The sequence below is a fragment of the Streptomyces sp. NPDC127595 genome (assembly GCF_042671685.1).
GTDB lineage: Bacteria > Actinomycetota > Actinomycetes > Streptomycetales > Streptomycetaceae > Streptomyces.
Genome location: NZ_JBHXWK010000001.1, coordinates 827216 through 840673 on the forward strand (window position 1 = coordinate 827216; position 13458 = coordinate 840673).

At 70.8% G+C, this 13458-nt stretch carries 16 protein-coding genes and 1 pseudogene; 9 read left to right on the forward strand and 8 right to left on the reverse strand.

The annotated features are described in order from the left end of the window. Positions 1-25: 25 nt before the first annotated feature. Both ACFVKT_RS03455 and ACFVKT_RS03460 read left to right on the forward strand, forming a co-directional pair. The gene (locus tag ACFVKT_RS03455; protein WP_385727062.1) at positions 26-973 is read left to right on the forward strand and encodes a GlxA family transcriptional regulator; all 948 of its coding nucleotides are present in this window, start codon (positions 26-28) and stop codon (positions 971-973) included. Between the two features lie 109 nt (positions 974-1082). Further along, entirely contained in the window at positions 1083-1937 is an 855-nt protein-coding gene (locus ACFVKT_RS03460) for a hypothetical protein (protein ID WP_385727064.1), read from the forward strand. Between the two features lie 4 nt (positions 1938-1941). On the opposite strand, the gene ACFVKT_RS03465 is transcribed toward ACFVKT_RS03460, so the two are convergent. The 3 genes from ACFVKT_RS03465 to ACFVKT_RS03475 form a co-directional block, all read right to left on the reverse strand. Further along, on the reverse strand, positions 1942-2496 hold the full coding sequence (locus ACFVKT_RS03465) for a TetR/AcrR family transcriptional regulator (RefSeq protein ID WP_385727066.1): 555 nt from the start codon (positions 2494-2496) through the stop codon (positions 1942-1944). Further along, positions 2493-2855, reverse strand: coding sequence for a DUF1304 domain-containing protein (locus ACFVKT_RS03470; RefSeq protein WP_385727068.1), 363 nt, complete (start codon positions 2853-2855; stop codon positions 2493-2495). The genes ACFVKT_RS03465 and ACFVKT_RS03470 overlap by 4 nt, the downstream gene beginning before the upstream one ends. 99 nt (positions 2856-2954) lie before the next feature. Then, entirely contained in the window at positions 2955-4586 is a 1632-nt protein-coding gene (locus tag ACFVKT_RS03475; protein ID WP_385727070.1) for an amidohydrolase, read from the reverse strand. A 46-nt stretch (positions 4587-4632) separates the two neighbouring features. Here ACFVKT_RS03475 and ACFVKT_RS03480 point away from each other — a divergent pair. The 3 genes and pseudogenes from ACFVKT_RS03480 to ACFVKT_RS03490 form a co-directional block, all read left to right on the forward strand. Beyond that, positions 4633-5076, forward strand: a pseudogene (locus ACFVKT_RS03480) (TetR/AcrR family transcriptional regulator C-terminal domain-containing protein); the annotation flags it as partial. Between the two features lie 49 nt (positions 5077-5125). Then, positions 5126-5590 (forward strand): pyridoxamine 5'-phosphate oxidase family protein, encoded by a 465-nt coding sequence (locus ACFVKT_RS03485; RefSeq protein ID WP_385727072.1) that lies wholly within the window; start codon positions 5126-5128, stop codon positions 5588-5590. Between the two features lie 85 nt (positions 5591-5675). Further along, complete coding sequence (locus ACFVKT_RS03490; RefSeq protein ID WP_385727074.1) at positions 5676-6068, forward strand: VOC family protein; 393 nt, start codon at positions 5676-5678, stop codon at positions 6066-6068. Between the two features lie 39 nt (positions 6069-6107). Here ACFVKT_RS03490 and ACFVKT_RS03495 read toward each other — a convergent pair whose 3' ends face one another. Next, entirely contained in the window at positions 6108-7124 is a 1017-nt protein-coding gene (locus tag ACFVKT_RS03495) for a glutathione S-transferase family protein (RefSeq protein WP_385727076.1), read from the reverse strand. A 120-nt stretch (positions 7125-7244) separates the two neighbouring features. Here ACFVKT_RS03495 and ACFVKT_RS03500 point away from each other — a divergent pair, with 120 nt between their 5' ends. Continuing rightward, positions 7245-8255, forward strand: a complete 1011-nt coding sequence (locus tag ACFVKT_RS03500) for a cation diffusion facilitator family transporter (protein WP_385727079.1) — start codon at positions 7245-7247, stop codon at positions 8253-8255. A gap of 60 nt (positions 8256-8315) precedes the next feature. On the opposite strand, the gene ACFVKT_RS03505 is transcribed toward ACFVKT_RS03500, so the two are convergent. Further along, positions 8316-8762 (reverse strand): nitroreductase family deazaflavin-dependent oxidoreductase, encoded by a 447-nt coding sequence (locus ACFVKT_RS03505; RefSeq protein WP_385727082.1) that lies wholly within the window; start codon positions 8760-8762, stop codon positions 8316-8318. A 143-nt stretch (positions 8763-8905) separates the two neighbouring features. Here ACFVKT_RS03505 and ACFVKT_RS03510 point away from each other — a divergent pair, with 143 nt between their 5' ends. Next, positions 8906-9100: a ferredoxin gene (locus tag ACFVKT_RS03510; protein WP_385728122.1), complete on the forward strand. Its 195-nt coding sequence runs from the start codon at positions 8906-8908 to the stop codon at positions 9098-9100. A 9-nt stretch (positions 9101-9109) separates the two neighbouring features. Here the strand turns inward: ACFVKT_RS03510 and ACFVKT_RS03515 are convergent, their stop codons facing one another. After that, positions 9110-9736 carry a TetR/AcrR family transcriptional regulator gene (locus ACFVKT_RS03515; RefSeq protein WP_385727084.1) on the reverse strand — a complete coding sequence of 209 codons (627 nt, stop codon included), beginning with the start codon at positions 9734-9736 and terminating at the stop codon, positions 9110-9112. Between the two features lie 93 nt (positions 9737-9829). Between ACFVKT_RS03515 and ACFVKT_RS03520 the strand changes: the two genes are divergently transcribed. Next, positions 9830-10288 (forward strand): nuclear transport factor 2 family protein, encoded by a 459-nt coding sequence (locus tag ACFVKT_RS03520; protein WP_385727086.1) that lies wholly within the window; start codon positions 9830-9832, stop codon positions 10286-10288. A gap of 10 nt (positions 10289-10298) precedes the next feature. Further along, on the forward strand, positions 10299-10832 hold the full coding sequence (locus ACFVKT_RS03525; protein WP_385727088.1) for a flavoprotein: 534 nt from the start codon (positions 10299-10301) through the stop codon (positions 10830-10832). Here the strand turns inward: ACFVKT_RS03525 and ACFVKT_RS03530 are convergent. Together ACFVKT_RS03530 and ACFVKT_RS03535 are read right to left on the reverse strand one after the other, a co-directional pair. Beyond that, a complete protein-coding gene (locus ACFVKT_RS03530; RefSeq protein WP_385727090.1) occupies positions 10816-11685 on the reverse strand; it encodes a hypothetical protein in 870 nt (289 codons plus the stop codon). The genes ACFVKT_RS03525 and ACFVKT_RS03530 overlap by 17 nt on opposite strands. A 131-nt stretch (positions 11686-11816) precedes the next feature. Further along, entirely contained in the window at positions 11817-13364 is a 1548-nt protein-coding gene (locus tag ACFVKT_RS03535) for an ArnT family glycosyltransferase (protein WP_385728124.1), read from the reverse strand. Between the last annotated feature and the right edge of the window lie 94 nt (positions 13365-13458).

Below are 13458 nucleotides of genomic sequence, written 5' to 3' on the forward strand. Positions count from 1 at the left end.
GGCCAACCTTCGATAGAATCGTGCCATGCAGCATGTGGAACGGGTCGTGGTCCTGGCGCTCGACGGCGTCTACCCCTTCGAGCTGGGCATCCCCAGCCGTATCTTCGGCGCGGCGGGTGCCCGCTACGAGGTGCTGACCTGCACCGTCGACGGCGGTCCGGTCCGCACCAACGCGGATTTCTCCGTCACCGTGGACCACGGGCCCGAGATCCTCGAGACAGCGGACACGGTCGTGGTCGCCTCCATGGCGACCTCGCACATCCCGACCGGCCTTCCCGCCGAGGTCGCCGAAGCCCTTGCCCGGATCCGCCCGGACGCACGGATCGTCTCGATCTGCACGGCCGCCTTCGTTCTCGCCGCCGCCGGTCTCCTAGACGGCCGCCGCGCCACCACCCACTGGCAGGTCGTCGACCGTTTCCGGGCCGAGTATCCGCAGGTCGACCTCGACCCTGACGTGCTCTTCGTCCACGACGGCCGGATCCTCACCTCCGCCGGTGCGGCCTCCGGAGTCGACGTCTGTCTGCACATCGTGCGCACGGACCACGGCAGCGAACTCGCCAACACCGTCGCCCGCCGCTGCGTCGTCCCGCCGTTCCGCGACGGAGGACAGGCCCAGTACATCGAACAGCCGGTACCCGAGCCCGGGGTCACGAGCACGGCCGCTACCCGCGACTGGGCGCTGACCCGGCTCGACGAACCCCTCGCCCTGGCCGACCTCGCCCGCCACGCCGGGATGAGCCTGCGCACCTTCGCCCGCCGCTTCCACGACGAGGTGGGCCTGAGCCCCGGCCGCTGGCTGACCCAGCAGCGTGTCGTCCGGGCCCGGCACCTGCTGGAGGCCAGCGACCTGCCGGTCGACCAGATCGCCGGCCGGGTCGGCTTCGCGACGGGCGCCTCCCTGCGCCAGCACCTGCACGCCGCGATCGGCGTCTCACCCCAGGCGTACCGACGTACTTTCCAGGCGGCCCGCTAGGGCCTGTCCGGCATGATCCGCCGGACAGGCCCTGGGCACTGAACGATCACCGCCGCTCCCGCGTCGGAGGAGGGAACGGGAGAACGGCAGTCGGTGGACAGGGGTGGGAATGCGTAAACGGATCGCGGCGACGGTGATCGTGCTGGGGCTTACCGCGGTGGGCTGTGGCGAGGAGATGCGTGAGGATCTGGTGGTCACCGGTAGGCCCCCGGCCACGCCGTACGCCGGGCGCCTGGACCTGCCGTTCAGGGAGAGCGCCGACGGCAGTGAGCGGGAGGCCGAGGAGGGTTCGGGCGCGGCCGGCCGGGCGCTGGAGTGCGACGGCGAGATCTACTACGGCAGCGGAGGCGAGACGTGGACCAAGGCTGACGGCGGCTCGACACCGGAGGAGGGGCTGAACGCGTTCTTCGACATGGACCAGCCCCAACTCCCGGACCACGGCTACCGGATCGAGAGCAGGCAGGGAGACCGTGTCCTGTTCTCCTACGACGTCGACGGCAGGACGAAGGTCGCCGTCGTCGTCGCCAAGGACCAGCCGGACCGCCCCGGTTGGGGCCCGGAGACCAACGCCTCCTGCGACCCCGCCGAACTCCCCGCGAGCTACACCGACTCGATCTCCGAGGAGATCTGGACCGACCGCGCCGGCCACCGTGTGCCCACCACCGTGCTCTCCAGTTCCACGGGTCCGGAACACTGCGACTGGGAGAGCGTGCACTTCCTGGACATGGGCCAGGACGAGGACACCAGGCAGTACGCGCGGGATCCGGACGGAGCACTGGGGAGCGAACTGCTCACCTCCGAGTACGACGGTGACGTCCAGATGCCCGCCGACGCGCACGACACCGGATACCGCTTCAAGGACTGGCAGCTCTGGCTGACGGACGACAAGTCGACGGCGTACATACGCACTTCCCACGGGGTCGAGGCATGGCCCGAGTCGAAGGAGTACGTGGCCTGCAAGTGAGACGTCATCGGCTCCGGTGCAGGGTGACGAGCAACTGCCAGACCTGGTGGGCGACTTCCTCGGAAGTGGCGTCGAGCAGGCCGTGCAGCCAGTCGGCCAGGATTCCGGCGAAGGTGGCGGCGACGGCGGAGGCGACGAGGGGGGCGTCGGGCGCACCCACGAGGGTGCGCTCGGCCAGGCTGCGGGCACGCAGGTCCCGGTGCAGTACGCGGCCGAGCGGCCCGCCGCCGCCCGGGCTCAGCAGGGCGCGGTAGAGGGGGGCGTGCGGGGCGAGCCCGGCGAAGAACGTGAGGAGGGCGGGCGGCGCCGACACCGGGTCGGGCCGGCCGCGCCACGCGTGCAGCGCGTCCACGGCGTCCCGTACGACATCGGCGCAGGCGTCGACGGCCAGTGCCTCCAGGTCGGCGTAGTGCACGTAGAAGGTGGCCCGGCCGACCCCGGCCCGCCGCACCAGGGCGGCGACGCCGACCTCCTCCAGCGGGCGCTCGGCGCACTCCTCCAGCAGGGCCTGCCGCAGCTTTGCCCGGGTGCGGGCGGCCCGCGGGTCCTGCGGGGTCACCGTGCGACGAGGACGGCGGCCAGGGCGAGCGCGCCCGGCAGCGCCTGCGCGAACAGGATGCGCCGGTTCGCGGTCACCGTTCCGTACGCACCGGCGACGACCACGCACACCAGGAAGAAGACCTGGACGCGGAAACCGGTCGGGTCCGCGGCGATCAGCCCCCACACCAGTCCCGCCGCCAGAAAGCCGTTGTAGAGGCCCTGGTTGGCGGCCAGTGGCGCGGTCGCCCGCGCCATCTCCGCGTCGAACCCGTGCAGGCCCCGCCCCGGCTTGCGCTCCCACAGGAACATCTCCAGGACCAGGATGTACGCGTGCAGCGCGGCCACCAGGCCCACCAGCACGTTCGCGACCGTCTCCATCGTTCAGCAAGCCCCACTGCTCAGTCACACACTTCATGGACAGGTGTCCACCATACCTGGTCAGCTGTCCAGGAAATCGCGCGGGTGCCGTACGAGATGTCAGGCGTCGTGCGCCGCGTGGACGCGGTCTCCTCCCACATAGGTCAGCGCGACCTTCGTCGCGGCGATCGCCTCCGCCGGCCCGGCGAACGGGTCGCGGTCCAGGACGACCAGATCTGCCAGGGCCCCCACCCGTACGCTCCCGGTCTCGTCGAGGTGGTTCGCGTACGCCGATCCCGCCGTGTACGCCGTCAGCGCGGCCAGGAGACCGATGCGCTCATCGGGCAGGAACACCGGGCCCCGCTCGTCCGGGGTCACCCGGTTGACGGCGACATGGATGCCCTGGAGCGGATCGGGGCTGCTGACCGGCCAGTCGCTGCCCGCCGCGAGACGGGCCCCCGAACGCAGGAGCGCGCCGAACGGGTACTGCCAGGCGGCCCGTTCGGGCCCGAGGAAGGGGATGGTCAGGTCGTCCATCTGCGGCTCGTGGGCGGCCCACAGCGGCTGGATGTTGGCCGTGGCACCCAGGCGCGCGAACCTGGGTACGTCATCGGGGTGCACGACCTGGAGATGGGCCAGGTGCGGACGCGTGTCGCTCGGCCCGTTCGCCTTCCGTGCCGCCTCCACGGCGTCCAGTGCGTCGCGTACGGCCCGGTCGCCCAGCGCGTGGAAATGGCACTGGAAGCCGAGCGCGTCCAACTCGGTCACGTACGCCGGTAGTTGGTTCCGATCGATGAAGCTGGTGCCCCGATTGCCGGTGGCGCAGCCGCACTTGTCGAGGTAGGGGTCGAGCAGCGCGGCCGTACCCGTCTCGGCGACCCCGTCCAGCATGAGCTTGACGCTCGTGGCGCTGAACCGTCCATGACTCAACGCGGCCCGCCGCTCGACGAGTTCAGGGATCTGCTCGGCCCCGCGTTCGCGGTCCCACCACAGTGACCCGACCACCCGCGCGGTCAGCGAACCCTCGCGGGCCGCCGTCAGATAGGCCTCGGACGGATCGTCCATCCCGAGGAAATCCCCGACCAGCGCGTCCTGCCAGGCGGTGATGCCGAGCGCGTGCAGATGCCGTTGGGCGTGCAGCAGAGCGGCGAGCCGGTCCGCAGGCGTCGCCGACGGTGTGAGCCGGCCGACGTACTCCATGGCCCCTTCCTGGAGCATCCCGGTGGGAGCGCCCGACGTGTCCCGCTCGAACCGGCCGTCGGCCGGATCGGGCGTGTCCCGCGTGACGCCGGCGAGTTCCAGTGCGCGGCTGTTGACCCAGGCGCCGTGATGGTCGCGGTTGGGCAGATACACCGGCCGGTCCGGTACGACCGCGTCCAGCAGTTCCTTCGTCGGCGTACCGCCCTCGAAGGCCTCCATGGACCAGCCGCCGCCGGTGATCCACTCCCGGTCGGGGTGCGCGTCGGCGTACGCGCGGACGACGGCGAGTGTGTCGGCGGCCGTCTTCGTGCCGGCGAGATCGCACTGGGAGAGCTCCAGGCCCGCAGGCACCGGGTGGATGTGCGCGTCCTGGAACCCGGGCAGGAGCAACCGCCCCGCGAGATCGACCACTTCGGTCCGCGGGCCGATCAACTCGCGGACATCGGCGGTTCCGACGGCGGTGATCCGGTCGCCGGTGACAGCGACGGAGCTCGCGGCAGGCCCGTCCGGGGTGAGGACGGGGCCGCCGGTGAAGAGGAGGTCAGCGTGCATGTTCCGACTCCTTGGGGTGAGCGGGTGCGGGGTGTCCTGGTCAACGCGGGATCTCGGCCTGCGGGTGCACTCCGGAGCCCTCGCGCACCCCCAGGCGGCCGTGCTCAGTTCCTACCGCGTCACGGGCCGGATCCACGAGATCCAGGCCGTCGAGACGATCCTCGGCGTCCTGCGCGGCGCCGGCTTTCCCGACCCCGAGGCCGTCCGGATCTACCACGCCTTCGTCGACCAGGCTCTCGCCTTCGCGGCCCTCGACTCCGCGAGCGTGGCCCTCCCGCGCGCCGCGCGCGAGGCGGAGGCCGGCGTCTGGCGGGCGACGTACGCACGGCTGCCCGCCGCCACACACCCGCACATCGCCGCCACCGCCCGCCATCTGGTGGCCGACATGCGCCGCAGCGCCTACCCGGTGGCGCTCGACATGCTGCTGACCGCGGCGGCAGCGCGTCTGGCGGAGATCACCGCACCGGGGAACGACGGCCCGTCACAATGAGGGGCGCCCGGCCGTCACACCAGTACGAGGTCCACCAGGAGGCTGCTCGATGACGAACCCGCCCGCCCGCACCCGCAAGCAACGCAAGCAGGACACCCTCAACCGGCTGGAGCACGACGAGGATGTCTGGGTGGCCACGGCCGGCGGCGACGAGGGAACGCCGTACCTGGTCCCGCTGTCCTTCCTCTGGGACGGCGAGACTCTGCTGCTGGCCACGCCGGCCGCGAGTCCGACGGGCCGCAATCTGCGGGCTACCGGCAAGGCCCGCCTGGGTATCGGTCCGACCCGCGACGTGGTCATGATCGAGGGTACGGTGCTGACGCTGGAACCCGTCGAGCTGCCGGACGGAGCCGGCGACGCCTTCGCCTTCAAGACCGGGTTCGACCCCCGCCAACTGTCCACCGCCTACCTCTACTTCAGCGTCACACCGGAGCGCGTACAGGCCTGGCGCGAGGCCAACGAGATCGCCGGCCGCGACCTCATGCGTGACGGTGAATGGCTCGCGGCCGACTGATTCCGCCGTACGGGGTAACACGGGTAGGCGAGGCAGCGGACGCCCTGGGAGGCCGTCGGCGCCCGGTTATCCCTACGGAGGAAGCATGACACTGGTCACGGCAGGCGTCGTGGTGCTGGACTGCGCCGAACCCGAGAAGCTCGCCGCCTTCTACAAGGAGCTGCTGGACGCCGAGGAGACGGACGCGAACGCGAACCGTGTGGAGATCAGGGGCACCGACGGCATCCGGATGGCGTTCCGCCGGGACATGTCGGCGACGCCGCCGAGCTGGCCGCGCCCCGAGAGCTCCCTCCAGGTCCACCTGGACTTCCACGTGGACGACCTCGACGAGGCCGAGCTCAGGATCATCGGCCTCGGCGGCCGCCCCATCGAGACGAAGGACCCGTCCGGCCCCTTCGAGGAACGGGGTTACTCCGATCCGGCCGGACACTCCTTCACCTTGCGCTACGCGGCGACGACGGCTCCCAAGCAGGACTGACGGCCCCTTCGGCCGTCGTGGCCCGGCCGCCGCGTTCCGTCAGGGGCGCCCCCGCGCCGGAACCCTCTCGCCCTCGGGCACCGGGCCCGGCGCGGTGCCCGCGCCGAACGGCCGGCCCCCGAGCTCCTCGCGGTGATGAGGTGTCAGCCAGCCGGACAGCTCGGGTCCGAGGGGGACGATGCCGGTCGGGTTGATGCCGGTGTGGACCTCGTAGTAGTGCCGTTTGATGTGGTCGAAGTCGACCGTGTCGCCGAAACCGGGCGTCTGGTAGAGGTCACGGGCGTAAGCCCACAGGACCTGATTCTCGGTCAGTTTCCATTGGTTGCACTTGAAGTGGCCGTGATAGACGGCGTCGAAGCGGACGAGTGTGGTGAACAGCCGGATGTCCGCCTCGGTGATCGCCTCGCCGACGAGATAGCGCCGGGTACCGAGCCGCTCGGCCAGGAGATCCAGCCGCCGGAAGACGCCGCGGCAGGCCTCCTCGTACTCCTCCTGGCGCGAGGCGAAACCCGCCCGGTACACGCCGTTGTTGACGTCCTCGTAGACGTCTTCCATGACCTCGTCGATCTCGTCGCGCAGCGCTGCCGGATACAGGTCGGGCGCGCCGTCCCGGTGCAGGGCCGTCCACTCGGCGGCGAGGTCGAGTGTCAGCTGCTGGTAGTCGTTGGTGACGAGCTGCCCGCTGGGTACGTCCACGAGGGCGGGCACACTGACGCCTCCGGGGTAGCCCGTCTCCCGCGCGTCGTAGGCCTCGCTGAGATAGCGGATGCCGAGAACGGGGTCGCGGCCGTCCGGGTCCAGGGTGAACCGCCAGCTGCGGTCGTCCTGGATCGGATCGGTGATCGCCAGCGACAGGGCGCCCTCCAGACCGAGGAGACGGCGCGAGATCATCGCTCGGCTCGCCCAGGGGCAGGCGCGGCTGACGACCAGCCGGTAGCGGCCCGCCTCGACGGGCCAGCCGTCCCGGCCGTCCGCCGTGACGCGGTCCGCGAAGTGGCTCTTGGACCGCTTGAACGCCTTCTTGCCGAGTTGGGCGTTTCCCTCAGCTTCGCTCACGACGCCTCACTTCCTTGATGCACGATATGCCGCGACACGGGTTGGTTCCCCGGTGCATTCGTTCCCCGATTCCCGCCGACTCCACGGTGTGAGGCGGATCGATCCGGGAAATCGGCCGGGATGAGCAGTGAACCGAAGGATCAACCGGACCAAGGCCAGTCAGACGGGTCGGACCGCAGGACTCGGGTGACCGTACTGGTGGCGCTGGGCGCCAATCTGGTGATCGCCGTGGCCAAGGCAGTGGGCGGACTGCTCTCCGGCTCGCCCGCGCTTCTCTCGGAAGCCGCGCACTCCGTGGCCGACAGCCTGAACGAGGTCTTCCTGCTCGCCGCGCTGCGCCGCAGCCGCCGTCCCGCCGACCGTCGGCACCCGTTCGGCTACGGCAAGGAGCGGTTCTTCTGGTCGCTGCTGGCCGCCGTCGGCATCTTCGTGATGGGCGGCTGCTTCTCCTTCTTCCAGGGCTTCGAAGCCCTCAGGAACGGCGCTGAGGAGTCGTTCGGCGGCTACATCGCGGGGTTCGTCGTCCTCGGGGTCTCCCTGCTGGCCGAGGGCGCCTCGCTGCTGCGGGCGCTCCATCAGGTGCGCCGGCAGGGCGGCAGGGCCGGCCTGCGCGATCCGGCGCTGCGTACGGTCGTCGCCGAGGACGGCACGGCGGTGCTCGGCGTGAGCCTCGCGATCGCCGGCATGGCCCTGCACATGGTCACGGGCCAGGTCGTGTGGGAGGCCTCCGCCTCGCTCGCCATCGGAGTGCTGCTCGTCGGTATCGCCTACCGGCTGGGCAGCGAAGCGCGCGAGCAGCTCATCGGGCGGGCCGCCGACGAGGAACAGCGCCGGGAGATCCTTGCCGTACTGGACGCGCAGCCTGAGATCGACAGTGTGGAGGAGCTGTTCACCATGGAACTGGGCCTCGAATCGACCCTCGTGGCCGCCCGCATCGACCTCGCCCCCGGGCTCGACAGCGAGGAGATCGAAGAAGTCGCCATCCGCATCAAACGCTCCGTCACCCGGGCCGTCCCGCAGGCCGACCACGTCTTCCTCGATGTGACCGACGCACGCACCGCACGGGCAGCCGCGCGTGCGGACGGGGCAGGGGAAAGCCCCGCCGCGACGGGGGGACGCGGCGGGGCCTGATCCTCGGGTGCCCGGCGCTCGGCCGGTCATACATGCCGATGCGAGGGAATTCGGCGGCGGTCAGTCGCCGGTCGGCTCCAGCACGAAGACCGGGATCTGCCGGTCGGTCTTCTTCTGGTAGTCGGCGTACGGGGGATACGCCGCGACCGCGCGCTCCCACCACTGCGCCTTCTCCTCGCCGGTGACCTCACGGGCGGTGTAGTCGCGGCGCTCGGCGCCGTCCTGAAGCTCCAGGTGGGGGTCCGACTTGATGTTGAAGTACCAGACCGGGTGCTTGGGCGCGCCGCCCTGCGAGGCGACCACCGCGTAGCTCCCGTCGTGCTCGACGCGCATCAGCGGGGTCTTGCGGATCTTGCCGCTCTTGGCACCCCGGGTGGTGAGAATGATGACGGGCAGGCCCGTGCTCTGCAGTGTCGTCCCCTTGGTGCCCCCGGAACTCTCGTACAGCTCCACCTGGTCGCGCACCCACTGTGCCGGGCTCGGTTCGTACTCACCCTCAAGAGGCATGATTTCCGTCCGATCGTTGCGTGGTACTGGTTCTGTCCCAGCAGAATTCAACACCAGCACCGGCGCAAATCATCCGCTCGGGCCGGCGCTCTCGGCTGGCACACCCTGTGCCCCGGTATGAAGCTGCCAGCATGAACATCGACATCTCGATCTCGATCGACAAGGACGTCTGCATCGGCGCCGGGCAGTGCGCACTCGCCGCCCCGGGCGTCTTCACCCAGGACGACGACGGAATCAGTGAGCTGCTGCCCGGCCGCGAGCACGGCGCGGGTGACCCGATGCTGCGAGAGGCGGCACGAGCCTGCCCCGTCGGAGCCATCACGGTGTCCGGCCCCTGAGCAGCGCGCCTATCGCTGAGCCGCCACCAGCAGTCGCGCAGCCGCCCCCGCCTGCTCGGCCGGATCCGCGTCACCCGTGATGCCCGCGGTGACCATGGCTCCTTCGGCGAGCAGATACAGCTGGTCGGCCAGCGGGGCGGGGAGCCCGGCGTCGGTCACGAGATCCCCCAGGTACTTCCTGAACGCCCGCTTGTGGGCTCGGACTTGGGCGTTCACACTCGGCGACGTGGCGCCGAGTTCACCGTAGGAGTTGATCCAGGCGCACCCGCGGAAACCGGGCTCCGCGAACCACTGTCCCAGCCAGTCGAACACCGCCAGGACGCGCTTTCCGGGCTCGCCCTGCCGGTCGACGTACTCGGCCAGCCGCTGCCTCCAGCGGACGTCGCGCCGCTCCAGGTACGCCACCACGAGCTGCTCCTTCGCGGGGAAGAGCTGGTAGAGGCGCTTGAGGGAGACGCCCGAGGCGCCGCGGATGTCGTCCATGCCGACGCTCTGGACGCCACGGCCGTAGAACAACTCCTCCGCGGCATCCAGCGCCTGCTCGCGGGCGAGGTGCAGTGCCTGTTCCCGGGCGAGGTCCGGTGCTTGTCCCCGGGCGAGGTCCGGTGCCTGCCCGCGCGGGGCTGTGCTGTCCATGTACGGGCCCATCCTTGACGCGAGAACCATCGTTCTCTACGTTAGCAGTCACCGGGGAGAACGCTGGTTCTCCCTCTGTTCCGGGGAGACTTCATGACCGACCGTCCGCCCCTCCCGCCGTTCACCCGCGAGACCGCCGCCCAGAAGGTCCAGGCGGCCGAGGACGCCTGGAACACCCGGGATCCCCACAAGGTCTCGCTCGCCTACTCCGAGGACTCGGTCTGGCGCAACCGCGACACCTTCGTCACGGGCCGCGCCGAGATCGTCGAACTCCTGACGGCGAAGTGGGCGCGCGAGCTGGACTACGCCCTCCGCAAGGACCTCTGGGCCTTCGACGGCAACCACATCGCCGTCCGTTTCCAGTACGAGTCCCGCGACGCCGAGGGCCAGTGGTGGCGCAGTTACGGCAACGAACTGTGGGAGTTCGACGAGCACGGCCTGATGACCCGGCGCGAGGCGAGCATCAACGACGTACGGATCGAGGAGAAGGAACGCCGGATCCTCGGCCCCCGCCCCGAGTCCGAACGCGGGGACACCTTCCCGGTTCACTAGGGTCTCCCACGTGAGCGAACACGCGGAGAAGCCCTTCCTGTATCTCGTCGTCTGCGCGGCCGGTATCGCCTCGAACGTCGGCGAACTCATCACCGCGGCCCAGGAGCGGAACTGGGAGGTCGGTGTCATCGCCACCCCGCAGGGCCTCGGCTTCATCGACGCCACGGCGGTCGAGACGCAGACCGGCCGCCCCATCCGCTCCGCGTGGCGGGCCCCCGGCGACCCGCGGCCCTTCCCCGCCCCCGACGCGGTGGCCGTGGCACCCGCCACCTTCAACACCGTCAACAAGTGGGCGGCCGGGATATCCGACACCCTCGCCCTGGGAACCCTTTGCGAGGCGTACGGACTTGGTGTCCCGATCGCCGTACTGCCCTGTGTGGGCGAGGCGTTGGCGGCACACCCCGCCTACCGGGCGAGCGTCGACCGGCTGGGCGCAATGGGCGTCCGGTTCGGCGCGCCGTACTCCGGGGAGGCCCAACAGGACGGCGGGCGCCCGGAGTTCCGCTGGGAGCGGGTCCTGGACCTGCTCACTCCTCGCAGGTGACGGTGGGGCCGACGAGCATGCCCCCGGTGAACACGGTCTGGCCCTGGGGCATCCAGTAACCCGCCTTGGAGACGACGGTGGAGCAGGTGTCCCTCACCGACACCTGGACGACGACGGTGGAGGGCCGGCCCGGCTGGAGATCGGTCAGAGCACAGTCCAGCGCGTGGCCGCTCCTGGCCGTCGACGGGTAGCGGCCGGTCAGCGGATTCACACAACGGGGGTCGGACGTGCTCAGCTCCACGCCGGACGACTCCTCCCCGATGATTCCGAGACGTGCGCTGCCGTCCCCGCGGTCGCTGTCCCGCGCGACCGTGTACGTCAGGGTCGTCACGGAGTTCGGCCGCAGCACGCTCCGGTCGACCTCGATGCGGTGCGTGGGCGGCGCCTTCGGGTCGGTCAGGGTCAGCGTGGCGTGGACCTCGCCGTGCAGATCGACACCGGCGGGCGACGAACGCACGTGGACGCTGCCGCTGACCTCGTAGGTCCCGGGGCCGGGGTACTCCTTGCCGCTCGGGAGCGGCCCCGTCGCCACGGTCTGCCCGTCCTGCCGTACGGTCCAGGTGCCCGACGTAAGACAGGCGTACTTCACGGTTCCGGGCCGTCCGCAACGGGCCGGAGCGGACACGGAGATGTTCGGACCGCCGGTGCCGACGCAGAGGCTGACGGAGGCGCGCTGACCGCCGGCCCCCTTGAGGATTCCCGCGTCCGAACAGAGGGTCGCCGCAGTGGGCACCGGGGGAGCGGCCGTCCGGTGAACGGCTTCCGCGGGCGGCTGCCCCAGGGCGGCCACCCCGGCGGCGGCCAGCACCGCCAGCGCGGCGAGCGTCCTACGCGACGTGGGACTGATGAGCACCGGATCCTCCTGCACGGCCGCGACCGGCCCGGTGCCGGTCCTGCGCTGCTGACGATGCGCGATCGGCCGACCGGCGCGAGGCTCCCACGCCGGACCGTCACCTGAGGGCAGGAACGTCCGGAAGCTCCGGCTCACGGCCTGCGGAAGATCGTGATGGAGTGACCCACCTCGTCGACCGGCGTGCTCCCGTCGATCAGTGTCGCCAGTTGCCCCTCGGCCTTGGCGACCGAGGAGTCCGACACGACGAGCAGACCGTGCACCTCGCCCGGCGGCACCGTACGCGGGTCGTCCGCCTCGATGCCGTAGTACGACGGCTCTCCGGCGCCCTTGTAGACGAGCCAGACCCGCTCCTGCGGGTAACGCTCGTCCAGCCGGTCGGCGAGACGGCCCAGGTCCTGGCCCCAGTCGACGTTCGAGTCGTGCAGCCGCAGATGAGTCTTCGACGGCCCGCCGAACGCCTCGTTCGAGTAGGGCAGGTAGTACGGATACGTCCGCAGCGAACTGACGGCGACGAACAGCACCAGGGCCGCCGTGCCGGCGTACGCCCACCGTCGGCGGAACGTGACGACGGCGGAGGCCGCCACCGCGAGGAACAGCGGCAGGAAGAGGGCGTAGCGGACGCCGAGGTCGCGGGAGCCGCTCATCGCCGTGGCCAGCAGCAGCGCCGACGGGATCAGGAGGTACGGGGCCGCGGGCCGCAGCCGCGGAGCGGTGACCATGGCCACCGCGCCGGCCGCCCAGAGCACCAGCATGCCCAGTGGTGTCTTCACCAGCAGCGCCGCCGGCAAGTAGTACCAGAGCGCACCGTGATAGTGCCGGCCGAACAAGAAGCCGCCCCACGTCTGGTTCTCGTAGCCGAACTGGACGCGCATGCCGTCCCGGTACGGCTGCGGGAAGGGCAGCAGGTCGATGAGGATCGCCCGCAGGCCGTGGACGGCCGGGAGGTCCGCGGGCGTGGTCCAGCGCAGGCGCGGGTCGACCGCGAGGTATGTCGCCCACACCACGGCCAGGGCCACCAGCGCGACACAGGACGCCGCGCCGACCGCTCGACGCATCTTCCTGCGGGTGTCGAGGCCGGGTGTCCGCCAGACGGACACGACCGCCAGGAGCAGCAGCACCGGAACGGCGGGCAGCATGCTCATCTTCGTGGCCACCGCCGCGCCGAGTGCCGCCCCGGCGAGCGGGAGGTTGAGCAGCGGACGCCGGCGCGCCCGCCACAGCAGCCACACCGACGTCAGCAGGAACCCGCACGCCGGTAGGTCGAGAGTGGCGAGTGAGCCGTGCGCGATGACGTCGGGCGAGAAGGCGTACAGGGCGAGCGCCACCAACCCGCCCTTACGACCCGCCAGTTCACGGCCGAACGCGAGGACCACAAGTCCGAACAGCAGCGTCAGCACGATCACCGGCAGCCTGGCCCACAGCATCAGCCGCCAGGGATCGTTGCCCGACTCGTACAGCACACGCTTTCCCAGCGCCGTCTGATCACCCGTGAAGCCGGCGTCCAGGTGCGGGTGGGCGAATACCAGACCGCTCCCGATGATCAGCTTGCCCAGCGGCGGATGCTCGGGGTTGTAACGCAGGTCGTGCTGCTGGACGTAGACCACCGCTGTGCCCACGTACACCGGCTCGTCGATCGTCGGCGTCTGCCGCAGGGCCGTCGTGACCATGGCGGCCGCCATCTGGGCCAGCAGCGCGACCACGGCGAGCACGAACAGCCACTGCCGGGGCACCCGGAAGCGCCACGGAGGGCGCTCGGCGTTCGCCGAAAGGCGT